The following is a 24,178-nucleotide window of genomic DNA, read 5'->3' as shown; positions in this document are numbered from 1 at the left end:
GTGCGTCCCGGCTCGCGCCCTTCCTCGCCTCGCAACGAGAGAAGACTCTACCACGTCGTCCGTGCTTGTCCACTCGGTCCCGGCCGCCGCGGGCCCGTCTAGCATGGCGGTCATGGCCTCCGCACCGTCCGGCGCGCCCTCGTCCGCGCCCCCGCCCCCGCTGCCACTGTCCGCGCTGCGCGTCGTCTCCCTGCCCGAGCAGCAGCTCGTCGACCACCTCGCCGGCCGCGTGCCCGGCTTCCGCTACGTGCTCTGGGACATGGCCGGGGACCCGGTGGGGGCGCGCCCCGACGAGGTGGACGTGGCGGTGGCCCCCTACGCCACGAGCGCCTGGCGGCACGCCCTCCCCGCGGCGACCGGGCTGAAGCTGGTGCAGCTGCAGACCACGGGCTTCGACGGGGTGCCGGAGGCCGTCGGCCCGGACCTGGCGCTGACCACCGCGGGGTGGGTGCACGCGGCCGGCACGGCCGAGCTGGCGCTCGGGCTGATGATCGCCGCCCAGCGGGAGATCCCCCGCGCCGTGCTGCAGCAGCGCGAGGGCGTCTACGCCCGCTTCGAGAGCCGCTCCCTGGCCGACAGCCGCGTGCTGGTGCTCGGGGTGGGCGAGATCGGCTCCGCCGTCGTGGACCGCCTGCGCCCCTTCGAGGTCGAGATCACCCGGGTGGCGTCCCGCGCCCGCACCGACGAGCACGGTCCCGTCCACGGGGTGGACGAGCTGCCCGGGCTGCTGGCCCGCACCGACGTCCTCGTCGTGCCCCTGCCCTCCAGTCCGGCCACCGACGGGCTCGTCGGCGCCCGGCTGCTCTCCCGGCTGCCCGACGACGCGCTCGTGGTCAACGTGGGCCGCGGCCGCGTGGTGGACACCCCGGCGCTGACGGCGGAGGTCGTGTCCGGCCGGCTGCGCTGCGCCCTCGACGTCGTCGAGCCGGAGCCGCTGCCCGCCGACCACCCGCTGATGCGGGCCCCCGGCTCGCTCCTCACCCCCCACACGGGCGGGTCCAACGCCTCCTTCCGCCCCCGGGTGCGCCGGCTGCTCGAGGCCCAGCTCGGGCGGCTCGCGGCGGGGGAGCGCCCCCTGTTCCTGCAGCAGGAGGGCCGCCTGGCCTTCCCGCCCGCCCGGTCGTAGGCCGCACGTGCTTTGTCTCACATGGTGGGACGGGGGGTCCGAAGTTTGACACCCTTCGTCCGGAGGCAGAGCATTGAGCCATGCAGCTCAGCCTCGGTGTCGTCCAGCTCACGGTACGCGTCCTCGTCGGACGCGGGGCCTGAGCCGCCGACTCATCGAGCGCAACGGGCCCTGTCGCACCACCGGTGCAGCGAGGGCCTTTTTTCTTGCCCGGCACCACCGGGGCGGCGGGGCGAGACGGAACCATCGAGACCACGAAGGACAGCGACATGAGCAAGGGACAGCCGATCAGCCCGGCGCTGATGGCCACCAAGCGGGTCGACACCGCCGCCGACCACCGGCCTCCGGGGGCCCCCGAGCACGTCGTCCCGGCCGCCCCGGTCGTCCACGGCCCCGGCAACACCGTGCCGCCCATGCAGATGACCGGCTCGCAGGCCGTCATCCGGTCGCTGGAGGAGCTCGGCGTCACCGACGTGTTCGGCCTGCCCGGCGGCGCCATCCTGCCGACCTACGACCCGCTGATGGACACCGACCGGATCAACCACATCCTGGTCCGCCACGAGCAGGGCGCCGGCCACGCCGCCGAGGGCTACGCGCTGGCCTCGGGCCGCGTGGGGGTGTGCATCGCGACCTCCGGGCCCGGCGCCACCAACCTCGTCACCGCGATCGCGGACGCGCACATGGACTCCATCCCCATGGTCGCGATCACCGGCCAGGTCTCGTCCAAGGTGATCGGCTCGGACGCCTTCCAGGAGGCGGACATCGTCGGCATGACGATGCCCATCACCAAGCACTCCTACCTCGTGACCCGCGCCCAGGACATCCCGCGCGTGCTCGCCGAGGCCTTCCACCTCGCCTCGACCGGCCGGCCCGGCCCCGTGCTCGTGGACATCGCCAAGGACGCCCAGCAGGACACCATGACGTTCTCCTGGCCGCCGCGGATGGACCTGCCCGGCTACCGCCCCGTCTCCCGCGGGCACTCGAAGCAGATCCGCGAGGCCGCCCGGCTCATCGCCGCCGCGCAGCGCCCCGTGCTCTACGTGGGCGGCGGGACCATGCGCGCCGACGCCGCGGCCGAGCTCATGGAGCTGGCCGAGCTGACCGGGGCCCCGGTCGTCACGACCCTCACCGCCCGCGGCGTGTTCCCCGACTCCCACGAGCAGAACCTCGGCATGCCGGGCATGCACGGCACGGTCCCCGCCGTGTACTCGATGCAGCAGGCGGACCTGCTGATCACCCTGGGCGCGCGCTTCGACGACCGCGTCACCGGCCACCTCGAGACGTTCGCCCCCACCGCCCAGGTGATCCACGCGGACATCGACCCGGCGGAGATCTCGAAGAACCGCACCGCCGACGTCCCGATCGTGGGCGACGTCAAGGAGATCATCCCCGACCTCGTGACCGCGGTGCACCAGGAGTTCGAGCGCAGCGGCACCCCCGACCTCTCCGCGTGGTGGTCCACCCTGAGCAGCCTCCGGGCCACCTACCCCCTCGGCTACCCCAAGCCGGCCGACGGGCTGGGCACCCCGCAGTACGTCGTCGAGCGCCTCTCGGCCCTCACCGGCCCCGAGGCCGTGTACGTCGCCGGCGTGGGCCAGCACCAGATGTGGAGCTCGCACTTCGTGCAGTACGAGCGGCCCCGGCAGTGGCTGAACTCCGCCGGCCTGGGCACCATGGGCTTCGCCGTGCCGGCCGCGATGGGCGCCAAGGTCTCCCAGCCCGAGCGCACCGTGTGGGCGATCGACGGCGACGGCTGCTTCCAGATGACCAACCAGGAGCTCGCCACCTGCGTCATCAACAACATCCCCATCAAGGTGGCGGTGATCAACAACTCCTCGCTGGGCATGGTGCGCCAGTGGCAGACGCTGTTCTACGACGGCCGGTACTCCAACACCGACCTGAACACCGGCCACGACAGCATCATGGTCCCCGACTTCGTGAAGCTCGCCGACGCCTACGGGTGCGCCGCCCTGCGCTGCACCCGCGACGAGGACGTGGACGACGTCATCAAGCAGGCCCTCGCGATCAACGACCGCCCCGTGGTGATCGACTTCGTGGTCTCCGCCGACGCGATGGTGTGGCCCATGGTCCCCTCCGGCGTGTCCAACGACCAGATCCAGATCGCCCGCAACATGACCCCCGACTGGGACGAGGAGGACTGACCATGAGCCGACACACCCTCTCCGTGCTCGTCGAGGACAAGCCGGGCGTGCTGACCCGCGTGGCCGGGCTGTTCGCCCGGCGCGCCTTCAACATCGACTCGCTCGCCGTGGGACCCACGGAGCTCGAGGGCGTCTCCCGCATCACCGTGGTGGTGGAGGCCGAGGGCGAGCTGCTCGAGCAGGTCACGAAGCAGCTGAACAAGCTGATCAACGTCCTCAAGATCGTCGAGCTCACCCCCGAGTCGTCGGTGCAGCGTGACCACATCATGGTCAAGGTCCGTGCCGACGCCGCGACCCGTCTGCAGGTCACCCAAGCCGCAGACCTGTTCCGTGCCACCGTTGTCGACGTCTCCACCGAGTCGCTCGTCATCGAGGCCACCGGCGCCCCGGACAAGCTCCGGGCGCTGCTGGACGTCCTGGAGCCCTTCGGCGTCCGGGAGATCGTCCGGGCCGGTACGCTGGCCCTCGGACGTGGTCCGAAGTCGATGAGCGACCGCGCCCTGCGCCACTGACGCCCCCGGGCGGCGGTGGCCGCGGGCGCCGGCCCGCCGACACCCCTGAACCGTTCTCGCGGCGGTCCCACCGCCGCGCCCATCCACGCTGCAAGGAGACACCCCCATGGCAGAGATCTTCTACGACGACGACGCCGACCTCTCGATCATCCAGGACCGCTCCGTCGCCGTCATCGGCTACGGCTCCCAGGGCCACGCCCACGCGCTGAACCTGCGCGACTCCGGCGTCGACGTCCGGATCGGCCTGGCCGAGGGCTCCCGCTCCAAGGCCAAGGCCGAGGCCGAGGGCCTGCGGGTCCTCAGCGTCGAGGACGCCGCCAAGGAGGCCGACGTCATCATGATCCTGACCCCGGACCAGGTCCAGCGCCACGTCTACGCCGAGTCCATCGCCCCGAACCTCCAGGACGGCGACGCCCTCTTCTTCGCCCACGGCTTCAACATCCGCTTCGGCTACATCGAGGCCCCCGAGGGCGTCGACGTCGTCATGGTCGCCCCCAAGGGCCCCGGCCACACCGTGCGCCGCGAGTTCGAGGCCGGCCGCGCCGTGCCCGCCCTCGTCGCCGTGGAGAAGGACGCCTCCGGCAAGGCTCTCGAGCTGGGCCTGTCCTACGCCAAGGCCATCGGCGGCACCCGCGCCGGCGTCATCAAGACCACCTTCACCGAGGAGACCGAGTCCGACCTCTTCGGTGAGCAGGCCGTGCTGTGCGGCGGCATGTCCCACCTCGTCCAGTACGGCTTCGAGACCCTCACCGAGGCCGGCTACCAGCCGGAGATCGCCTACTTCGAGGTGCTCCACGAGCTCAAGCTGATCGTGGACCTCATGGTCGAGGGCGGCATCGCCAAGCAGCGCTGGTCCATCTCGGACACCGCCGAGTACGGCGACTACGTCTCCGGTCCCCGCGTGATCGGCCCCGCGGTCAAGGAGAACATGAAGGCCGTGCTGGCCGACATCCAGGACGGCACCTTCGCCAAGCGCTTCATCGAGGACCAGGACAACGGCGGCGCCGAGTTCAAGAAGCTGCGCGAGAAGGAGGAGTCCCACCCGATCGAGGTCACCGGCCGCGAGCTGCGCCGGCTCTTCGCCTGGACCTCGCCCGACGCGGACTACGTCGAGGGCACCGCGGCGCGCTGACCGGCCGCGCTCCCCGCACGACGACGCCGCGCCGTCCCCTCCCGGGGGCGGCGCGGCGTCGTCGTGCTCAGGCGGTGTCCGGGCGTGCTCAGGCCGTGCAGCGGGCCAGCACCTCGCGCGTGAACTCCTCGGTGCCGGCGCTCCCGCCCAGGTCGGCGGTGCGCACGCCGGCGGCCATGGCCTGCTCGAACGCCGCCTCCAGGGCGCGGGCCGCGTCGGGCTCCCCGAGGTGGTCCAGCATCATGGCGGTCGCCCACATCGTGCCCACGGGGTTGGCGACGCCCCGTCCCGCGATGTCGGGGGCGGAGCCGTGGACCGGCTCGAACATGGAGGGGTGGGCCTTCTCCGGGTTCAGGTTCGCGCTGGGGGCGACCCCGATGGACCCGGCGACCCCCGCCACGAGGTCGGAGAGGATGTCACCCAAGAGGTTGGACGCCACCACCACGTCCACGCTGTGCGGCTTCAGCACCAGGCGCGCGGCCAGCGCGTCGATGAGCACCTTCTCGACCTGCACCTGCGGGTACCCGGCCACGACCTCGGCCACGACCTCGTCCCAGAACGGCATCGTGTGGATGATGCCGTTGGACTTGGTCGCCGAGACGAGCCGCCCGCCGCGGGTCCGGGCGAGCTCGGCCGCGTAGCGGGCCACGCGGGCGACCCCGGTCCGGGTGAACACCGACTCCTGGACGGCCATCTCCTCGGGGCGGCCGCGGTAGAGCCGGCCGCCGACCTCGGAGTACTCGCCCTCGACGTTCTCGCGCACGATGACCAGGTCCAGCTCGTCCACCCCGCGCAGGGGGGAGACCACCCCGGGCAGGATGCGGATGGGCCGCAGGTTCACGTACTGCAGGAACTCGCGGCGGATCGGGATGAGCAGCCCCCACAGCGTCACCTCGTCGGCGATGTCCGGGGCGCCCACGGCCCCGAGCAGGATCGCGTCCCCGGTGGCCAGCGTCTCCAGCCCGTCCACGGGCATCATCCGCCCGTGCGCGCGGTACCGGTCCGAGCCCCAGTCGCGCTCGCGCCAGTCGATCCGGAACCCGTGCGCCTGCGCGACGGCGTCGGCGCAGCGCATGGCCGCCGGGGTGACCTCCTGGCCGATGCCGTCGCCGGCGATGACGTCGACGGTGTAGCGGCGTGTGCTCTCCACGTGGTGCTCCTCCTGCTGGCTTCCCGGCCTCAGCCGCTGATCCCGGTGATGCTGATCATCACGGGGATGATCGTGATGATGAGGATCGCGCCGAGGACGTCGAAGACGATGCCGGTGCGGATCATGCGGGTGATGGGCACGGCCCCGGTGCCGTAGACGATGGCGTTCTGCGGGGTGGAGACCGGGAGCATGAATCCGAAGGACGCCGCGAACGTGGCCGCGAGGGCCGGGACGAAGGGATCGACCCCGATGGCCTGGCACAGCGGGATGACGATGGGCACGATCACCGCCGCCGAGGCGGTGTTGGAGGTGGTCTCCGAGATGAGGATGGCCAGCACCGCGGAGAACACGGTGATCGCCACGACGTTGGTGATGGCCAGGTTCTCGGCCGCGCCGGTGCCGATGGTCTCGGCGAGCCCGGTGGCGGCCAGCAGGGAGCCGAAGATGATGCCGGTGCCGAAGAGGATGATGGTGCCCCAGTCGATCTTCGCCGCGTCCGACCAAGTCAGGGTGGCCTCGCGCTTGGCCCAGTTGGTGGGCAGGACGAACAGCAGGGAGGCGCCGAGCACGGCGACGATGCCCTCGTCGAGTCGGTCGTCGAGGAAGATGTAGGCGGCCGACTCGGTGCCGCCGATCAGGCTGGCCACGGCCGGCAGCAGCCACAGGGTGACGGTGAGGCCGAAGGCGACGAGGGTGTTCTTCTCGGCCCGCGACATCGGGCCCTGGGTGGCCTTCTGCTCGCGGATGTACTCCTCCACGCCCTCGATCCGGCGCACCTCGGGCTTGTTGAGCAGGAACATGACCGCCGCCAGGACCACGAACATGGCCAGGCAGATGGGGAAGGCGGTGGCCATCCACTGGGCGAAGGAGATCCGGGTGCCGGTGGCCTCCTCGATGAGCCCGCGCCCGATGAGGTTCGGGGGCGAGCCCACCGGGGTGAGCAGCCCGCCCACGGAGGCGCCGTAGGCGAGCATCAGCAGCAGGGCCGCCCCCACGCGCAGGCGCAGCGGGTCGAAGTCGGCCTTGACGATCCCGCGGTCCTGCATCATCTGGGCGATCACCGCCAGGATGCCCAGGGCGGTGGGCATGAGCATCGCCACGGTGGCGGTGTTGGAGACGAAGGCCGAGAGCATGCAGGTGATCACGCCGAAGGCGATGATGATGCGGTAGGTGGACTTGCCCACCCCGGGCAGGGAGAGCACGGCGAAGGCCAGGCGCTGGGCGATGCCGTGCTTGAGCATCGCCGCGGCGAGGATGAAGGCGCCGATGAAGGTGAAGATCGTGGTGGAGCCGAACGGGGCCAGCACGTCCGGGGCCGGGGCGACCCCGAGGATCACGATCGCGGCCACGCCGATGAGCCCACCGACGGGGATGGGCACCGGCTCGGTGATCCACAGGATGATCACCCCCAGCAGCACCGCGGCCAGCAGGTGCTGGGTGCGGTCCAGGTCCAGCGGCAGCAGCGCGAACAGGATCGCCGCCGCCGGGGCGAGGAAGAGCCCGGTCGTCTGGCGGGCCCGTTCGAACTTCTCCTCCCGCGGGGTCAGGGTCTGCTCGCTGAGGCTGCGGAACGTCTTGCCCCCCAGCAGGGCCGCGCGCACGTCGGTGCGAGGCGGTGCGGGTGTGCTGGGCGCTCCCGAGGGCGCCGGTTCCTGGATCTGCACGGTCCTGGTCCTTCCTCGTCGGATAGCACAACCATGCTCCTGTGAGCTGCGTCACGTCCAAGGTTTGTTGGCTACTGCACGGATAGGAAAAACCGATGGATCGTCGCACCGGCTCGGGCGGAGGTGGCCGGGCGCCCGTCGTCGCAGGTCACGGGCGCCCTCGCGGCCCGGACCGCGGCGGGCGGGCCCGTCGTCCGGGACCGTTCCGGCGGCCCCGGGGAATGTGCCATTGTGACGCGCTCGGATGTCCGTGCCCGGGCGCGCCCGCCCGGCGGGCGGCTCAGGCCTGGCGCACCACGGGCAGGCCCTCGGAGGGCTGGACGATGACGAAGCCCGGGCCGTGGAAGGCGAGCTGGAACGCCTCGCCGGAGCCCCCGCGCAGCAGCGAGCCCATCGACAGGTCGTTCTTGATCCCCGGGGCCAGGTTCGCGGACCACGCCACGGCGGCCTGCGGATCCACGAACGTGGGCTGCTGCGAGCAGTCGAGGATCATCGGGGCGCCGTCGGCGCACAGGGCCAGCATGCCGTGGCCGGACAGCTCCAGGTTGAACAGCCCGCCGGCCATCAGCCCGGCCCCCTGGAGCCGGCGGATGTCCCAGCCCAGGGTGTCGTCGAAGGCGAGCAGGGCGTCGCTGCTGACCGTCAGGGCCTCGCCCTCGAGCAGCACGGTGAAGACGTTGCGGGCCTGCCGGGCGAAGAACACCTCGCCCTGGCCGGAGACGCGCATCATGGGGGCGTCCTCGTTGGTGAGGACCTTCTTCATCAGCTTGCCGATGGACCCGGAGCCCTCGTGCCTGAACCCCATCTGCCCCTGGTAGGCGACCATCGCCCCCTTGGTGGCGACGACGTCGGGGCCCAGCCCCACCCGGAGCATGCGCTCCGACTGGAGCGTCCACCGCTCGTGGCTCTGGCGTTCGAAGTTGTCCTGGGCGAAGAGCTCGCTGCGCACGGTGGCCTCCTGGGATCGGGTGCACGCTGTCCCACCCATCGTGGCACTGCGGCCACGGCAAATGCGGGATCGGTAGAGTGGACGCCGTGACTTCTTCCGACCGCACCCCGTACTACATCACCACGGCCATTGCGTACCCCAACGGCGCCCCGCACATCGGGCACGCCTACGAGGCCATCGCGACCGACGTCATGGCCCGGTTCAAGCGGCTGGACGGCTTCGACGTCCGCTTCCTGACGGGCACCGACGAGCACGGGCAGAAGATGCAGCAGACCGCGGAGAAGGAGGGCCTCACCGCCCGGCAGCTCGCGGACCGCAACGCGGCGCGCTTCCGGGAGATGGACGACGCCCTCAACATCTCCTACGACCGGTTCATCCGCACCACGGACGCCGACCACTACGCGGCGTCCGCGGCGCTGTGGCGGCGCATGGAGGAGGCCGGGGACATCTACCTCGGCAAGTACGCGGGCTGGTACTCGGTGCGCGACGAGGCCTACTACGCCGAGGACGAGACCGAGCTGCGCGAGGACGGCGCCCGCTACTCCACCGGCACCGGCACGGAGGTCACCTGGACCGAGGAGGAGTCCTACTTCTTCCGGCTCTCCGCCTACCAGGACCAGCTCCTGGACCTCTACGAGCAGGAGGGCTTCGTCCTGCCCGAGACCCGCCGCAACGAGGTCGCCTCGTTCGTGCGCTCCGGGCTGGAGGACCTGTCGATCTCCCGCACCACGTTCGACTGGGGCGTGCCCGTGCCCGGCAACCCCGACCACGTGATGTACGTGTGGGTGGACGCCCTGACCAACTACCTCACCGGCGCGGGCTTCCCGGACACCGGCTCCGAGCTGTTCCGCACCTACTGGCCGGCCGACGCCCACGTCATCGGCAAGGACATCGCCCGCTTCCACGCCGTGTACTGGCCGGCGTTCCTCATGTCCGCCGGCCTGCCCCTGCCCAAGCGGGTCTTCGCCCACGGGTTCCTGTTCAACCAGGGCGAGAAGATGTCGAAGTCCGTGGGCAACGTCATCGACCCGCACGCCCTCGTCGCCGAGTACGGCCTCGACCCGCTGCGCTTCTTCCTGCTCCGCGAGGTGCCCTTCGGCCAGGACGGCAGCTACTCCCACGACGGGATCCGCAACCGGATCAACTCCGACCTCGCGAACGACCTCGGCAACCTCGCCCAGCGCTCGCTGTCCATGGTCGCCAAGAACTGCGAGGGCCGGGTGCCCGCGCCGGGGGAGCTCACCGCCGAGGACCGCGCCCTGCTCGACGCCGCGGCCGGGCTCTACGCATCGGTGCGCGCCGAGTTCGACGAGCAGCAGTTCCACCGCGCGCTCGAGCTCGTCTGGAAGGTGGTCGCCGAGACCAACCGGTACTTCAGCGCGATGGAGCCGTGGAAGCTGCGCAGGACCGACCCCGAGCGCATGGCCACGGTCCTGTGGGTGACGCTCGAGGTCGTGCGGGTCGTGGGCATCCTCGTCCAGGCAGTCATGCCCGGCTCCGCGGCCCGGCTGCTCGACGTCCTCGGCCAGCCCGAGGGGGAGGCCCGCCTGTTCGCCGCGCTGGGCACGCCCATCGCCGCGGGCACCGAGCTGCCGAAGCCCGCGCCGGTCTTCCCGCGCTACGAGGAGCCCGCCGTGCTGCAGGCCTGAGCCGGGCACGCCTGGCTGTCCGGGATGTGAGACGTCCGTCCGGTCCGTGGATAGGACCGTGACGGCGCTCATATCCTGGCGGAATGAGCGACTCGACACCCGCAGCAGCCCCCACCCACCTGAGCATCGCCGTCGTGCCCGGCGACGGGATCGGCCCGGAGGTCGTGGCCGAGGCCGAGAAGGTCCTCGACGCCGTGACCTCCGGTGCCGGTCTCACCGTGGAGAAGCACCGGTTCGGGCTCGGCGCCCAGCACTGGCTCGAGACGGGGGAGACCCTCACCGAGCAGACGCTCGAGGAGCTGCGGGCCTGCGACGCCATCCTCTTCGGCGCGGTCGGCGCCGCCCCGGGCGACCAGCGGGTGCCCTCCGGGATCATCGAGCGCGACGTCCTGCTGAGGATGCGCTTCAGCCTGGACCACTTCGTGAACCTCCGCCCGTCGAAGCTGTTCCCGGGCACCACGAGCCCGCTGGCCCGGCCGGGGGAGATCGACTTCGTGGTGGTCCGCGAGGGCACCGAGGGCCCCTACGCCGGCAACGGCGGGCGGCTGCGCGCGGGCACCGACGCCGAGATCGCCACCGAGGTCTCCCTCAACACCGCCTACGGGGTGCGCCGGCTCGTGCGCTACGCCTTCGAGCTCGCCGCCCGGCGGGAGCGCCGGAAGCTGACCCTGGTGCACAAGCACAACGTGCTCGTCAACGCCGGGCGGCTCTACGCCCGCCTCGTCGAGGAGATCGGCGCGGAGTACCCGCAGGTGGCCGTCGACTACCTGCACGTGGACGCCGCCACGATCTTCCTCACCACCGACCCCTCGCGCTTCGACGTCATCGTCACCGACAACCTCTTCGGCGACATCCTCACCGACCTCGCCGGGGCCGTCAGCGGCGGGATCGGCCTCGCCCCGGCCGGCAACATCAACGCCGACCGCACCGCCCCGTCGATGTTCGAGCCCGTCCACGGCTCGGCACCCGACATCGCGGGGCAGCAGAAGGCGAACCCGGTCGCCGCGATCCTGGCCGCCGCCATGATGCTCGACCACCTGGGCCACCCCGAGCTCGCCGCCCGCGTCGAGGCCGCCGTGGAGCAGGACCTCGCCGAGCACGGCCACGAGGAGCGCACCACGGCGCAGATCGGCGACGGCGTCCTCGCGGCCCTGCGCTGAGCCCCGGGCGGGCCGCCGCCCCGGGCCCCTCCGCGTCCCCGCCGCGCCGCACGGTGCGGCGGGGATAGGCTGGAGCACGAACCATCCGCCCGCCCCGCGTGCCGGTCGCCACGGGGTCGACCCCGCAGGGAGACGCAGTGACCACACAGCCCACCACCTTCGCCCACCACCTCAACCCGGACCCCGTCCCGGAGGAGGTCAGGGCGGCCGTCCTCGCCGACCCGGGCTTCGGCACGAACTTCTCCGACCACATGGTGAAGATCGACTGGTTCGGCGACGTCGTCGCCGGCACGGGCCGCTGGAGCGACGCGCGGATCGAGCCGTACGGACCGCTGGTGCTGGACCCGGCCGCCGCGGTCCTCCACTACGGCCAGGAGATCTTCGAGGGGCTCAAGGCGTACCGGCACGCGGACGGGTCCGTGTGGACCTTCCGGCCCGAGGCCAACGCCGCCCGGCTCAACCGCTCCGCCCGCCGGCTGGCGCTGCCGGAGCTGCCCGAGGAGATGTTCCTGGACTCCCTCCGGGAGCTCGTGTCCGTGGACGAGCAGTGGGTCCCCGACGGGGAGGGCGAGTCCCTCTACCTGCGCCCCTTCATGATCGCCACGGAGGCGTTCCTCGGCGTGCGCCCGTCCCGGCAGGTGCTGTACTCGGTGATCGCCTCCCCGGCGGGCAACTACTTCGGCGGCCCCGTCAAGCCGGTGGACATCTGGCTCTCCCGCAACTGGGCCCGCGCGGGCCGCGGCGGCACCGGCGCCGCCAAGTGCGGCGGGAACTACGCGGCCTCCCTCATCGCGCAGATCGAGGGCGACACCCACGGCTGCCAGCAGGTGATGTTCCTGGACCACGACCGCGGGGACGCCGTCGAGGAGCTGGGCGGGATGAACGTCTTCTTCGTCTACGACGACGGCACGCTCGTGACCCCGGAGCTCACCGGCACCATCCTCGAGGGCGTCACCCGCAGCTCCATCATCCAGCTCGCCAAGGACCGGGGAATGGCCGTCGAGGAGCGCCGCTTCGCCCTGGACGAGTGGCGCGAGGGCTGGCAGAGCGGGCGGATCACCGAGGCGTTCGCCTGCGGCACCGCCGCCGTGATCACCCCGATCGGCCGGCTCCTGTCCACCGAGGGGACCATCGGCGACGAGGGGGCCCGTCCCGGCGAGGTCACCATGGACATCCGCAAGCAGCTGCTGGACATCCAGACCGGCCGCGCCGAGGACCCCCACGGCTGGCTCACCCGCCTCGTCTGAGCCGCACCCCCCGCGCGGCCCCGAGGCCGCGCGGGGCCGTGCGGACCGTGGGATAGCCTGGACCCATGCGTATTGCCAGGTTCACGGTCGACAACGAGATCCACTTCGGCGCGGTGCAGGGCGGGCCGGGAGCGGAGACCCTCACCGTCCTCGCGGGCGACCCCTTCTACACCGGGATCCACCCCACCGAACAGGTCCACGACCTCGCCGACGTCCGCCTCCTGGCCCCCGTGATCCCGCGCTCCAAGATCGTGTGCGTCGGGCGCAACTACGCCGACCACGCCGCCGAGCTGGGCAACGAGCTGCCCACCTCCCCGCTGCTGTTCCTCAAGCCCAACACCGCCGTCGCCGGGCCGGGCGACCCCGTGACGCTGCCCTCCTGGACCGAGGAGGTCTCCTACGAGGCCGAGCTCGCCGTCGTCATCGGGCGGATGTGCAAGGACGTCCCCGTGGAGCGGGTGCCCGAGGTCGTCTTCGGCTACACCGGCGCCAACGACCTCACCGGCCGCGACGTCCAGCGGACGGACGGGCAGTGGGCCCGCGCCAAGGGCTTCGACGGCGCCTGCCCGCTCGGGCCCTGGATCGAGACCCAGCTCGACACCTCGGCGCTCGCCGTGCGCAGCCGCGTCAACGGCGAGACGAAGCAGGACGGCAGCACCCGGGACATGGTCTTCGACGTCCCCTTCCTCGTCTCCTACATCTCCCAGGCGTTCACCCTCCTGCCCGGCGACGTGATCCTCACGGGCACGCCGGCCGGCGTCGGCATCGTCGACGAGGGCGACCGCATCGAGGTGGAGGTCGAGGGCATCGGTGTGCTGCCCACCGTCCTGCGCCGCTGACCCGGACCCCACGACACCCCACCACACCCGCGAACTCCACGAAAGAGCCATGACTGCAGAGCCCCTCACCCCGGCCGCCTCCGACCCCGACGCCACCCCGGTGCGCGTGCGCTTCTGCCCGTCCCCGACGGGCACGCCCCACGTCGGGCTGATCCGCACCGCCCTGTTCAACTGGGCCCACGCCCGCCACACCGGCGGCACCATGGTGTTCCGCGTGGAGGACACCGACACGGCGCGCGACTCGGAGGAGAGCTACCAGCAGCTGCTCGAGGCGCTGCGCTGGCTGGGCATCGACTGGGACGAGGGCGTCGAGACGGGCGGGCCCCACGGGCCGTACCGGCAGTCCCAGCGCCTGGACCTCTACCGGGACGTCGCCCGGAAGCTGCTCGAGCACGGCGCCGTCTACGAGTCCTGGTCCACCCCCGAGGAGGTCGAGGCCCGCCACCGGGCGGCCGGGCGCGACCCCAAGCTGGGCTACGACAACTTCGACCGCGACCTCACCGAGGAGCAGGTGGCGGCGTACCGGGCGGAGGGCCGCGAGCCCGTCCTGCGCTTCCGCATGCCGGACGAGGACATCGTGGTGGAGGACCTGATCCGGGGGGAGATCGTCTTCAAGGCCGGGTCCGTCCCGGACTACGTGGTGGTGCGCGCCAACGGCCAGCCGCTCTACACCCTCACCAACCCCGTGGACGACGCCCTCATGGAGATCACCCAGGTGCTGCGCGGGGAGGACCTCCTCTCCTCGACGCCCCGGCAGCTCGCGCTGTTCCGGGTGCTCGTGGAGATCGGCGTCGCCCAGTACGTCCCCGCGTACGGGCACCTGCCCTACGTCATGGGGGAGGGCAACAAGAAGCTGTCCAAGCGGGACCCGGAGTCGAGCCTCTTCCACCTGCGGGACAGCGGCTTCATCGCCGAGGGCCTGCTCAACTACCTCGCCCTGCTCGGCTGGTCCCTGTCCGCGGACGAGGACGTCTTCACCGTCGAGCAGCTCGTCGCGAACTTCGACGTGCGCCACGTCCTGGCCAACCCGGCGCGCTTCGACCTCAAGAAGGCGACCGCCATCAACGGCACCCACGTCCGCAGGCTCGACCCGCGTGACTTCCGGGACCGGCTGGTCCCGTACCTGCAGGCCGCAGGCGTGCTGGGGGAGAGCCTCGACGAGCGGGAGGAGGACATCCTCGACCGCGCGGCCCCGCTGGTCCAGGAGCGGATGAACCTGCTCGGGGAGGCCCCCGAGCTGCTGTCCTTCCTCTTCGCGGCCGACGACGCGATCGAGGTGGCCGACGACGCCCGCAAGCAGCTCAAGGACTCCGCCGGCGACGTCCTGCGCGCCGCCCTGGGCGCCCTGGAGCCCCTCGAGGACTGGAGCGCCCCGGCCCTGGAGACCGCGCTGCGCGAGGCGATCGTGGACGGGCTGGGCATCAAGCCGCGCCTGGCCTTCGGCCCCGTGCGCACCGCCGTGTCCGGACGGCGGATCTCCCCGCCGCTGTTCGAGTCCCTGGAGATCCTCGGGAAGGACTCCTCGCTCGCCCGCCTGCGGACGCTGGCCGCCGAGCTCGGCTGAGCGCCGGCACCGCCCGACGACGGCCCGGCCTCCCCTGCGCGGGGAGGCCGGGCCGTCGTCGTCGCCGGGCGGCGCCCCCTCCCGGAGCCGGCCCCCGGAGGGGACGCCGCCCGGCAACCGGTGGAGCACCGCGGCCGGTGGGGGACGACCCGATTTGCCGACCGCCCCCGGGACCGGTATAGTTCTTTTGCGTTGCGCCGGTCGGTGCGGGAGACCGCAGGGCCGGGGACGACAGTGGGATATGGTGTAATTGGCAACACTACGGTTTCTGGTACCGTCATTCTAGGTTCGAGTCCTGGTATCCCAGCGCTGCTCCACCTCCGGGTGGAGCTGCACCGATCGGTTCCTCCGGCACCCGCCGGGGCACCGGGCGACACGGCCCCATCGTATAGCGGCCTAGTACGCCGCCCTCTCACGGCGGTAACGCGGGTTCAAATCCCGCTGGGGTCACCACGAGAAGCCCCCGGACCACACGGTCCGGGGGCTTCTTCCATGGGTGCGGAGTGCTCGCCCCCCGCGGTCCGCGGAGTTCGGATCCGCCCCCGGAACCTGGTACAGTGTACGAGGCCGGTCGCGGGAAGCCGCGGACCGGCACGGCAGGGCCCCATCGTATAGCGGCCTAGTACGCCGCCCTCTCACGGCGGTAACGCGGGTTCAAATCCCGCTGGGGTCACCACGAGAAGCCCCCCGGACCACACGGTCCGGGGGGCTTTTTTCACCTCCGCACATCGACAAGCAGCCTTACTTCTTGGCTCCGCCCCTGTTAGCGTGGCAGGACAGTCCAGGACCGGCGCCGGGCCCCGTCGCCGACGAGCAAAGGAGCTGACGTGAGCGACACCCCTCAGCACGACGACCTCCCGCTTCCCGACTACGACCACCTGCCCACGGGCGTGCTCGCCACGCACGTGCGCGGTCTCGACGAGGCCGGAGTCGACCAGGTGCTGCGCTACGAGCGTGCGCACGGCAACCGGCTGCCGGTGGTCCAGCTCCTCGAGCGCCGCCTCGAGGAGCTGCGCTCCGGCGCCGAGCCGAGCGGTGTGTCCGCCGAGACCCCGGAGGCCACCCAGGGCGGGAAGGGCTCGCCCGTCTCGCCCGCGACCTCCGGCCCGCCGATCAACCCGCCCTCCCACGGCACTCCCTTCAACCCGACCCAGCCCCGCTGACCCGGATCCGCCGACCCAGCCCCGCTGAGCCGGCCCTACGCACCCCGACCATGCGCAGGCCCGGTCCCGCGCCCCTCCGATCCCCCGACAGGACGGCCATGCACCCCAGATCACTCGCCCGCGCCCACGGCGCGTTCAACATCCTCAGCGGCGCCTGGCCGCTCGTGCACATGCGCAGCTTCGAAGCGGTCTCCGGGCCGAAGGCCGACCGGTGGCTCGCGCGGACGGTGGCGGGCCTGCTCGTGGGCAACGGCGCCGTCCAGCTCTCCGCGGGGGCCTCCGCCGACGCGCTCGCACAGGCGCGGCGGATCGGACTGGGCACCTCGGCCACGCTGGGGGCCGTGGACGCCGTCTACGGCGGGACGGGCCGGATCAGCCGCGTCTACCTCTTCGACGGCCTCGTGCAGCTGGGGTGGCTCACCGCCTGGGCCGCCGCGCGCCGGCCCGACGGACGGAGCGCGCGATGAGGGAGGTCTACGACGTCGTGGTGGTCGGCGGAGGGCCCGCGGGCCTCGCCGGCGCCCTGTGCCTCGCCCGGGCCCGGCGCACCGTGCTGGTCGTGGACGCCGGGGCGCCGCGCAACGACCCGGCCGAGCACATGCACAACTACCTCGGCCGCGACGGGAACTCCCCGAAGGCGCTGCTCGAGGACGGGCGCGCCGAGGTCGCCCGCTACGGCGGCGAGTGCGTGTCCGGCACGGTGGTCTCCGCCGAGGCCCTGAGCGGCTCCGACGAGGCTCCCCGCTTCCGCGTGGAGCTCGCGGACGGCCGGTGCGTGTCGGCGCGCCGGCTGCTGCTGACGTCCGGGCTGGTGGACGAGCTCCCGGAGGTTCCCGGGGTGGCCGAGCGCTGGGGCAAGGACGTCGTCCACTGCCCCTACTGCCACGGCTGGGAGTGGCGGGACCAGCCGATGGCCGTCCTCGCGACCGCTCCCTCGGCGGTGCAGCAGGCCCTGCTGTTCCGGCAGTGGAGCGCCGACGTGACGTGGGTGCAGCACACCGCCCCCTGGCCGGACGACGAGGCGCTGGAGCAGCTGGCCGCCCGGGACATCGAGGTGGTCGCCGAGCGGGTCGCGGCCGTCGAGGCGGGCGAGGACGGGATCACCGGGCTGCGGCTGGCCTCGGGGGAGAGGGTGCCGTGCCGTGCGGTCGTCGTGGTCCCGCGCTTCACGGTGCGTTCGGACGTCGTCGCGGCACTGGGCATGGACCTCGAGGAGGAGCACAGCGACGGGCACGTGGACGGGACCTACGTTCCCTCCGCGCCCACCGGCGGCACCGAGGTCCCCGGGGTCTACGTGGCGGGCAACGTCACGGACCTGCACGCGCAGGTGCTCGCCGCCGCGGCGGCGGGGCTGAAGACGGCCACCGCCATCAACACCGATCTGATGGCCGAGGACCTCCGCCGTGCGGTGGACGACCGCCGAGCAGCTGGGCGATCGCGCGGGTGAGCAGCTCCTGGTCCGAGGGCGGGAGCCGCAGGCACCCGTGGAGGTAGGCGTCGACCTCCAGCTCGCCGACCTCGCTGCCCAGCATGAAGCTGCGGAACCAGACCTCCCGGGGGGCGATCCCGGCCCGCCGCACGGCGCGGCACAGCACCCGGGCCCGGGCCGAGCCCTCGCCGTCGTCCGGTGTCTCGTCGCGCACGGTCGTCTCCTCGCCGTTGTCGTCCTGTGACCTCATGGTCCGGAAGCCCGGGTCCCCGAGGCAAACGGCCGTGCGTGAGGGAGCGCATTCCGTCCCTCCGGTGCGTCCTGCGGCCGCCGGCCGGCCCCTTCACCAGGCCCAGCGGCGCGCGGCCTCCTCGTGGGCCGGGGAGGGACCGTCCTCGGTGACCGCCGTGACGGCCGGGCGGCGGGTCAGGCGGTGCTCGGCCGTGGAGAGCAGCCGCCGGGTGCCGTTGCGGGCCTCCCGGATCCACAGCACGCCCAGTTCGGGGGCGGTCTGCTCCACGACGCCGGCCCAGAGCAGGGTCCGGTGCGACCAGACGTCGACCTCGTCGCCGGGGGAGAGGGTGGTCGGGTCGGGGATCTGGAGATCGAGGCGGTCGAGCACGGCGCACGTCCTTCGGGGGAGGGGGCGGGAACAGGCCCAGGATGCCCCGACCACGTGACGGCGATGTTGCGGGACGGTTGCCTCCACATGTTTCCTCGGCGACCGGCGGTCCTCCCGGCGGCACGCCCCGTCCGGCTCGTCCGCCGGTCCGGGCTCCTCCCGGACCGGCGGACGGTGCGGGTCAGACCAGCGAGGCGTCCACGGTGATGTCCACGGCGAGCGCCTGGGAGACCGGGCAGCCGGACTTCGCCTCGTCCGCGAGGCGGACGAAGTCCTCCGCGGAGACGTTCTCCACCTGCGCCCGGACGGTGAGCTTGACGCCCTTGATGCCCTCACCGGCCACGAAGGTGACCTCGGCGGAGGAGTCGAGCTGGGTGGGCGGGGTGCCGTTCTGCGCCAGGCCGTTGGACAGCGCCATGGAGTAGCACGTGGCGTGGGCGGCGGCGAGGAGCTCCTCGGGGCTGGTCTTGGCGCCGGGGCCCTCCTCCGCACGGGCCTTCCAGTCGACGCTGAACGGGCCCAGGCCCGAGCCGGACAGACCGGTGGTGCCCGAGCCGTTGAAGAGATCGCCGTTCCAGACGGTACTGGCCGTGCTGATGACGGGTTTGGGCATGGTTCCTCCTGAAGATCCACGGCAGGCGGGCGCTCCGCCTGCCGGCGCCGGGGGCGCTGCCTGCCACGGTAACCGATCAGGCTGCTGATGTGACGGCTGCGCCGTCCCGGGGAACCGGTCCCGGCGAGTCGGCCGCCTCGTCCTCCGGCCAACGTCACCCCGGATCCGGTATCGTGTTGTTCGAACACATCTTCGAACAACGCGACGTGGCGCCCGGCCAGGGGCCGCACCGGACGGTCTCATGGGGCCGTGGGCGACGACACGAGGGCCCTCCCCGGTGGGTCCGGGAGGGCCGTCGGGAAGGGAGGGGCGATGGGCCTCGCCGGACGGCTGTCCTGGACCATGCTGCTCGTTGCCGGGCTGCTCGTCGCCGGCACGCTCTCGGTGGCCGTGACCTGGCTCAACGTGTCCCAGGGGCGCTGGGGCGCGCACTCGTGGGCGGTGCTCGGGGACGTCTGGAAGGTGGCCGCGGCCTTCATCCCGGCGGCCGTGGTCCTCGTGGCCTTCCAGGTCTACCGTGCCGACCAGTGGTGGAAGCGCGTGGAGTGGGCCCTCGACGCCGCGGCCGACGACGAGCACCCGGTGCGCCAGCTGGCCGGGCTCAAGGTCCTGAACGAGCTCAAGAAGCCCGGTTCGTGGCGGCCGCCCCCGCAGGACAGCGCGATGTTCCAGGCCGTGGGGGCCGCGATCGAGAAGCACGTGCGCGCGCAGTGGGGACGGGCCGACGACACCGGCGACGGCCCGGAGTAGAGTGGGGCCACGACCCGCCACGGGCGGGCGCGCGCGCACGAGAGGAGGGGGCCCATGAGCGACTTCGCCCAGCGGACCCCGGCCGGCTCCCTGACCTACCGGGCCGCCAAGAAGCGCCGCCGCCTGAAGGCGCTGCCGACGTCCTCCGCGGCGGGCGGGAGTGCCGCCGACCCCGTCGACGCCAAGGAGCTCCACACGGCCCGGACGAGCGACGGGGGCACCGTGCGGGTGGACTCGGAGCTGCGCAAGGAGATCATCGAGGAGGCGGCGCGGCTGGCCTCCGGGCACTGACCGGCCGACACGAGGGGCCCTCCCGGGCGCGGGAGACGACCTCCGTCGTGGCAGGGCGGACCGTGCTCAGGCGGACAGGGTCGCGCCGAGCCCGTGGTGCTCCTCCGGCCCCCGGGCCGGGATCGGGCGGTGCATCACCACGGCCTCCAGTGGCCCCGCCGTCCGCTCCCGGTGCGCGCTGAGCAGCTGGAAGCCCTGCCGGCACCAGAACGTGCGGGCCTCGCGATGGCGGGCGATCACCGACAGCATCAGCTGGCGGCACCCCTGTGCCCGGGCGGCGTCCTGGGCGTGGGCGAGCAGGGCGGTGCCGATCCCTGCCCCGCGGCGTCCCGGACGGACCTGCAGCAGTCCGACGTAGCCGCTGGCCGGGGTCGGCCAGCGGGCCACCCAGTCCAGCAGCCCGACGAGCGTCCCGCCGGCGTCGAACGCTCCCACGAGAGCGTGGGCGGGGGCCCCGGCGCCGTAGGCGGCCGACGACAGGAGCGCGTCGGCGTCCTCGGGGACCGGCTCGCGGTCGAAGCAGATCCTCGTGTGCGCGGGGTCGCTCAGCAGGAACTCCGCGATCACCGCCCGGTCTCCGGCGGTCAGGGTGCGCATCGTCAACACCCGGAACAGGGTAGAGCATCCTCCTGAGAACGTCCGGCCGGCTCCCGCCGGGCGGACGGTACCGCCGCCGGGGCGGACGCGGCTCCGGGTGGGAGCCTCCGGGGGCCTCCCGCGGGGCGGGGGCTCAGGAGGCGGTGTCGAGCTCCAGCTCGGGCAGCGGCACGGGAAGGGCGGCGGAGCGGCGCCGCAGCACCTCCGCGCGCAGCCGGCGGCGGGCGTCCAGCGCGGACGCGGCGGCCTCCGCGGGCGCCTCCCGGGGCAGGAGGAGCTCCACGGCGCCGCGCAGGTGGTCCTCGTGCTCCACGGCCCGGCGCAGCAGGTCCACCGCGACCGGCTCCAGCTCGCGCACGCACGTGAGGTCCACGGTGACCGTGGCGTCCGGCAGCATCGTGCGCGCCCGGCGGAGCACGGGGTGCAGGCCCTGCTGGTTCATCGCGGTGAGCGCCCCCGTGACGTTGACGCGGACGAACTGGCCGTCGAGGTCCACCTCGACGAGGACGGAGATCTTGTTCACGGGGCTGCTCCTTCGGGGGGTGCGCGGCCGGGCGGCCGCGCGGCGGCCCGGCCGCGCAGCGGAACACTAAGCCCACTGCCTGTCGAGGCGCAGGAAAATACTAAGCCCCCTGTTGTTCCTTGTTCAAGTCCGGCCCGGCGGTGCCCGCCGAGCTCCCGTGCGGCCGGCGTCGCGGACCCTCCGTGCCGGCTCCCGGGGTGCGTGCGCCCCCGGCCGGGTGGTCGTGGCGGGCGGGGCGAGGTGCCCCGGGGGTGCCGCCGCACCCTTGATTCATACCCCTAGGGGGTATAACTTCGGGGCAGTGCACCAGCTCCACCGACGACCGAGGAGCCCCCGATGACCACCCCGTCCCACTCCCGTCCCGGGCACGACGGCGGACACGCCGCCGACGCCGCCACCCACGGGCAGGCCATGCCCCACGACCACGCCCACTCGGGCCTCGACGAGGAGCGCCAGGTCCACGCCCACGGCCAGCACGCCGGGCACTCCACGGCGATGTTCAAGCACCGGTTCTGGCTCTCCCTCGCGCTGGCCGTTCCCGTGGTGTCCTTCAGTCCGATGCTCTCCCACCTGCTGGGCTACCACGTCCCCGTGTTCCCCGGGTCGGCCTGGATCCCCCCGGTCCTGGGCACCGTGATCTTCCTCCACGGCGGGGCCCCGTTCCTGCGCGGGGCGCTCACCGAGCTGAGGGCCCGCCGACCGGGCATGATGCTGCTGATCGCCATGGCCATCACCGTGGCCTTCGTCGCGTCCTGGGTCACCACGCTGGGCGTGGGCGGCTTCGACCTGGACTTCTGGTGGGAGCTGGCCCTGCTGATCGTCATCATGCTCCTGGGCCACTGGATGGAGATGCGCGCCCTGGGCGCCGCCTCCGGGGCCCTCGACGCCCTGGCCGCGCTGCTGCCCGACCGGGCCGACAAGGTCACCGACGCCGGCGTCGTCACCGTCCCGATCGCGGAGCTGGCGGTGGGCGACGTCGTCCTCGTCCGCCCGGGGGCCCGCGTCCCGGCCGACGGGCAGGTCGTCGACGGCGAGGCCGAGTTCGACGAGTCCATGATCACGGGCGAGTCCCGGCCCGCCGGCCGCCGTCCCGGGGACACCGTGGTGGCCGGGACGGTGGCCACCGACAACTCCGTGCGCGTGCGGATCGGCGCCGTGGGCGCGGACACCGCGCTGGCCGGCATCCAGCGCATGGTCGCCGCCGCCCAGGAGTCCTCCTCCCGCGCCCAGGCCCTGGCCGACCGCGCCGCCGCGTGGCTGTTCTGGTTCGCCCTGGCGGCCGGTGCCGTCACCTTCCTGGTCTGGGTGCTGCTCGGCGACGTGGACGGCGCCGTCGTGCGCACCGTCACCGTCCTGGTCATCGCCTGCCCGCACGCCCTGGGGCTGGCCATCCCGCTGGTCATCGCCATCTCCACCGAGCGCGCGGCCCGGTCCGGCGTCCTGATCAAGGACCGCCTGGCGCTGGAGCGGATGCGCACGATCGACGTGGTGCTCTTCGACAAGACCGGCACCCTCACCGAGGGCCGGCACGCCGTCACCGGCGCGGCCGTCGTCCCCGGGGTCTCCGAGGCCGAGCTGCTGGCGCTGGCCGCCGCGGCCGAGGCCGACAGCGAGCACCCCGTCGCGCGCGCCGTCGTCACGGCCGCCGCCGGCCACCCCGGGGCCGCCCGGCAGGCCCGGCGCGGCGCCCGCTTCAGCTCCGTGACCGGCCGCGGCGTGCGCGCCGTCGTCGACGGGTCCGAGATCACCGTGGGCGGGCCCAACATGCTCCGCGAGCTGGGCGTGGAGATCCCCGCCGAGATCGCGGGCACGACCGGCGAGTGGGCCGGGCGCGGCGCCGGCGTGCTGCACGTCCTGCGCGACGGGCGCGTGATCGGTGCCCTGGCCCTGGAGGACGCGGTGCGCGAGGAGTCCCGCGCGGCCGTGGCCGCCCTGCAGGACCGCGGCGTGCGGGTCGCCATGATCACCGGGGACGCCCGTCAGGTGGCCGAGGCCGTGGGGCGCGAGCTGGGCATCGACGAGGTCTTCGCCGAGGTCCTGCCGCGGGACAAGGACGCGGAGGTCGCGCAGCTCCAGCGCCGCGGGGCGACGGTCGCCATGGTCGGGGACGGCGTCAACGACGCCCCGGCGCTGGCCCGGGCGGAGGTCGGCATCGCCATCGGCGCCGGCACCGACGTGGCCGTGGAGTCCGCCGGGGTGGTCCTGGCCGGCAACGACCCCCGTGCCGTGCTGTCCATGATCGACCTCTCCCGGGCCAGCTACCGCAAGGCGGTCCAGAACCTGGGGTGGGCGGCGGGCTACAACGTCGTCGCCGTCCCCCTCGCCGCGGGAGCGCTGGCCCCGGCCGGGATCGTCCTCTCCCCGGCCGTCGGGGCTGTGCTGATGTCCTTGTCCACCATCGTCGTGGCGCTCAACGCCCAGCTGCTGCGCCGGATCGACCTCGACCCCGCCCGCCTCGCGCCCGCCGCCGCGGCGGAGCCGGCAGCCCGGGCCCACCGGAGCCCGACCCCGAGGAGGTGAGGAGGACCCCCGGCCCACGCCACCCGAGCTCCTCCTGGCCGCCCTCGCCCGGCCGCCGTCCCGGCCGGGGCGGCCCTGATCGGCGGTCGTCCGGGACGCACCGGCACCGCGGGGCCGGGGCGTCGTCACCGCAGGCTCACGGCCCCGAACGGTCCTCACCGGCCGGGGCCGTGGGCTGCGCCGTGAAGATCGACAGCAGCTCCCCGACCTCGTGCGCGGCGATCGCCGGGTGCCGGAACGGCCGGTGCCCGTCCACCGTGTAGTGGGTGCGCCGGCCCACGCGCCGCCGTGCCAGGTAGCCGGCCTCCTCCAGCTCCTTGAGGATCGCCAGCGTGGTCCGCACGGTGATCCCCACCCGCGCCGCGATGTCGCTGACCCGGGCGTCCTCGGCCTGCGCCACGGCCAGGAGGACGTGTCCGTGGTTCGTGAGGAACGTCCACGCCGGGCGCTGGACCGGCGGGGCGGCGTCGTGCTGGTCCGGGGTCATGGCGACCATTCTGCTCGCCCCGCGCCGTC

At 73.1% G+C, this 24,178-nt stretch carries 24 protein-coding genes and 3 tRNA genes; 18 read left to right on the top strand and 9 right to left on the bottom strand.

What is annotated here, in order from left to right:
- The first annotated feature begins 112 nt into the window (after positions 1 to 112).
- From ACYSMR_RS03690 to ilvC, 4 genes are all read left to right on the top strand, one after another.
- Entirely contained in the window at positions 113 to 1,126 is a 1,014-nt protein-coding gene (locus ACYSMR_RS03690) for an NAD(P)-dependent oxidoreductase (protein ID WP_461747410.1), read from the top strand.
- 269 nt (positions 1,127 to 1,395) lie between these two features.
- Positions 1,396 to 3,288: an acetolactate synthase large subunit gene (locus ACYSMR_RS03685; RefSeq protein ID WP_251331948.1), complete on the top strand. Its 1,893-nt coding sequence runs from the start codon at positions 1,396 to 1,398 to the stop codon at positions 3,286 to 3,288.
- Between the two features lie 2 nt (positions 3,289 to 3,290).
- On the top strand, positions 3,291 to 3,800 hold the full coding sequence (gene ilvN / locus ACYSMR_RS03680; protein ID WP_251331947.1) for an acetolactate synthase small subunit: 510 nt from the start codon (positions 3,291 to 3,293) through the stop codon (positions 3,798 to 3,800).
- A gap of 106 nt (positions 3,801 to 3,906) precedes the next feature.
- Complete coding sequence (ilvC, locus tag ACYSMR_RS03675; RefSeq protein ID WP_251331946.1) at positions 3,907 to 4,932, top strand: ketol-acid reductoisomerase; 1,026 nt, start codon at positions 3,907 to 3,909, stop codon at positions 4,930 to 4,932.
- 88 nt (positions 4,933 to 5,020) lie between these two features.
- Here the strand turns inward: ilvC and ACYSMR_RS03670 are convergent, their stop codons facing one another.
- From ACYSMR_RS03670 to ACYSMR_RS03660, 3 genes are all read right to left on the bottom strand, one after another.
- Positions 5,021 to 6,082, bottom strand: coding sequence for a tartrate dehydrogenase (locus tag ACYSMR_RS03670; RefSeq protein ID WP_461747409.1), 1,062 nt, complete (start codon positions 6,080 to 6,082; stop codon positions 5,021 to 5,023).
- Between the two features lie 29 nt (positions 6,083 to 6,111).
- The gene (locus ACYSMR_RS03665; RefSeq protein ID WP_461747408.1) at positions 6,112 to 7,746 is read right to left on the bottom strand and encodes an SLC13 family permease; all 1,635 of its coding nucleotides are present in this window, start codon (positions 7,744 to 7,746) and stop codon (positions 6,112 to 6,114) included.
- A gap of 280 nt (positions 7,747 to 8,026) precedes the next feature.
- Entirely contained in the window at positions 8,027 to 8,695 is a 669-nt protein-coding gene (locus ACYSMR_RS03660) for an AIM24 family protein (RefSeq protein ID WP_251331943.1), read from the bottom strand.
- Positions 8,696 to 8,781: 86 nt separating this feature from the next.
- On the opposite strand from ACYSMR_RS03660, the gene metG reads away from it, so the two are divergent.
- The 11 genes from metG (at position 8,782) to ACYSMR_RS03605 (ending at position 17,764) form a co-directional block, all read left to right on the top strand.
- The gene (metG, locus tag ACYSMR_RS03655) at positions 8,782 to 10,344 is read left to right on the top strand and encodes a methionine--tRNA ligase (RefSeq protein WP_461747407.1); all 1,563 of its coding nucleotides are present in this window, start codon (positions 8,782 to 8,784) and stop codon (positions 10,342 to 10,344) included.
- 83 nt (positions 10,345 to 10,427) lie between these two features.
- Positions 10,428 to 11,504: a 3-isopropylmalate dehydrogenase gene (locus tag ACYSMR_RS03650; protein ID WP_461747406.1), complete on the top strand. Its 1,077-nt coding sequence runs from the start codon at positions 10,428 to 10,430 to the stop codon at positions 11,502 to 11,504.
- A 137-nt stretch (positions 11,505 to 11,641) separates the two neighbouring features.
- A complete protein-coding gene (locus ACYSMR_RS03645; protein WP_309125847.1) occupies positions 11,642 to 12,751 on the top strand; it encodes a branched-chain amino acid aminotransferase in 1,110 nt (369 codons plus the stop codon).
- 65 nt (positions 12,752 to 12,816) lie between these two features.
- Positions 12,817 to 13,590 (top strand): fumarylacetoacetate hydrolase family protein, encoded by a 774-nt coding sequence (locus ACYSMR_RS03640; RefSeq protein WP_251331939.1) that lies wholly within the window; start codon positions 12,817 to 12,819, stop codon positions 13,588 to 13,590.
- Positions 13,591 to 13,639: 49 nt separating this feature from the next.
- Positions 13,640 to 15,154 carry a glutamate--tRNA ligase gene (gltX, locus tag ACYSMR_RS03635; protein WP_251331938.1) on the top strand — a complete coding sequence of 505 codons (1,515 nt, stop codon included), beginning with the start codon at positions 13,640 to 13,642 and terminating at the stop codon, positions 15,152 to 15,154.
- Between the two features lie 235 nt (positions 15,155 to 15,389).
- A tRNA-Gln gene (locus tag ACYSMR_RS03630) sits at positions 15,390 to 15,461 on the top strand.
- Positions 15,462 to 15,531: 70 nt separating this feature from the next.
- Positions 15,532 to 15,607: transfer RNA gene (locus ACYSMR_RS03625), tRNA-Glu, on the top strand.
- A gap of 147 nt (positions 15,608 to 15,754) precedes the next feature.
- A tRNA-Glu gene (locus ACYSMR_RS03620) sits at positions 15,755 to 15,830 on the top strand.
- Positions 15,831 to 15,981: 151 nt separating this feature from the next.
- Positions 15,982 to 16,317, top strand: coding sequence for a hypothetical protein (locus ACYSMR_RS03615; RefSeq protein ID WP_309125845.1), 336 nt, complete (start codon positions 15,982 to 15,984; stop codon positions 16,315 to 16,317).
- A 98-nt stretch (positions 16,318 to 16,415) separates the two neighbouring features.
- Complete coding sequence (locus ACYSMR_RS03610) at positions 16,416 to 16,784, top strand: hypothetical protein (RefSeq protein WP_461747405.1); 369 nt, start codon at positions 16,416 to 16,418, stop codon at positions 16,782 to 16,784.
- A complete protein-coding gene (locus tag ACYSMR_RS03605) occupies positions 16,781 to 17,764 on the top strand; it encodes an NAD(P)/FAD-dependent oxidoreductase (RefSeq protein ID WP_461747404.1) in 984 nt (327 codons plus the stop codon). The genes ACYSMR_RS03610 and ACYSMR_RS03605 overlap by 4 nt, the downstream gene beginning before the upstream one ends.
- Here ACYSMR_RS03605 and ACYSMR_RS03600 read toward each other — a convergent pair.
- The 3 genes from ACYSMR_RS03600 to ACYSMR_RS03590 form a co-directional block, all read right to left on the bottom strand.
- On the bottom strand, positions 17,688 to 17,996 hold the full coding sequence (locus ACYSMR_RS03600; RefSeq protein ID WP_461747403.1) for a hypothetical protein: 309 nt from the start codon (positions 17,994 to 17,996) through the stop codon (positions 17,688 to 17,690). The two genes, ACYSMR_RS03605 and ACYSMR_RS03600, sit on opposite strands and share 77 nt — an antisense overlap.
- A 93-nt stretch (positions 17,997 to 18,089) precedes the next feature.
- A complete protein-coding gene (locus tag ACYSMR_RS03595) occupies positions 18,090 to 18,368 on the bottom strand; it encodes a hypothetical protein (protein ID WP_461747402.1) in 279 nt (92 codons plus the stop codon).
- 181 nt (positions 18,369 to 18,549) lie between these two features.
- A complete protein-coding gene (locus ACYSMR_RS03590; protein WP_461747401.1) occupies positions 18,550 to 18,981 on the bottom strand; it encodes an OsmC family peroxiredoxin in 432 nt (143 codons plus the stop codon).
- A 312-nt stretch (positions 18,982 to 19,293) separates the two neighbouring features.
- On the opposite strand from ACYSMR_RS03590, the gene ACYSMR_RS03585 reads away from it, so the two are divergent.
- Complete coding sequence (locus ACYSMR_RS03585) at positions 19,294 to 19,731, top strand: hypothetical protein (protein ID WP_251331931.1); 438 nt, start codon at positions 19,294 to 19,296, stop codon at positions 19,729 to 19,731.
- Positions 19,732 to 19,785: 54 nt separating this feature from the next.
- Positions 19,786 to 20,022, top strand: a complete 237-nt coding sequence (locus tag ACYSMR_RS03580) for a hypothetical protein (RefSeq protein WP_251331930.1) — start codon at positions 19,786 to 19,788, stop codon at positions 20,020 to 20,022.
- A 66-nt stretch (positions 20,023 to 20,088) separates the two neighbouring features.
- Here the strand turns inward: ACYSMR_RS03580 and ACYSMR_RS03575 are convergent, their stop codons facing one another.
- Both ACYSMR_RS03575 and ACYSMR_RS03570 read right to left on the bottom strand, forming a co-directional pair.
- Positions 20,089 to 20,619, bottom strand: coding sequence for a GNAT family N-acetyltransferase (locus ACYSMR_RS03575; RefSeq protein ID WP_251332076.1), 531 nt, complete (start codon positions 20,617 to 20,619; stop codon positions 20,089 to 20,091).
- Positions 20,620 to 20,752: 133 nt separating this feature from the next.
- Positions 20,753 to 21,142: a hypothetical protein gene (locus ACYSMR_RS03570; protein ID WP_251331929.1), complete on the bottom strand. Its 390-nt coding sequence runs from the start codon at positions 21,140 to 21,142 to the stop codon at positions 20,753 to 20,755.
- A 336-nt stretch (positions 21,143 to 21,478) separates the two neighbouring features.
- Here ACYSMR_RS03570 and ACYSMR_RS03565 point away from each other — a divergent pair, with 336 nt between their 5' ends.
- Positions 21,479 to 23,662: a heavy metal translocating P-type ATPase gene (locus ACYSMR_RS03565; protein WP_461747400.1), complete on the top strand. Its 2,184-nt coding sequence runs from the start codon at positions 21,479 to 21,481 to the stop codon at positions 23,660 to 23,662.
- A 136-nt stretch (positions 23,663 to 23,798) separates the two neighbouring features.
- On the opposite strand, the gene ACYSMR_RS03560 is transcribed toward ACYSMR_RS03565, so the two are convergent.
- Complete coding sequence (locus ACYSMR_RS03560; RefSeq protein ID WP_461747399.1) at positions 23,799 to 24,149, bottom strand: helix-turn-helix transcriptional regulator; 351 nt, start codon at positions 24,147 to 24,149, stop codon at positions 23,799 to 23,801.
- Positions 24,150 to 24,178: the final 29 nt, after the last annotated feature.

The sequence above is a fragment of the Kocuria sp. U4B genome (assembly GCF_054875615.1).
Note: the sequence above shows the minus strand (reverse complement) of the source record. Positions and strands in the feature narration are given on the sequence as shown.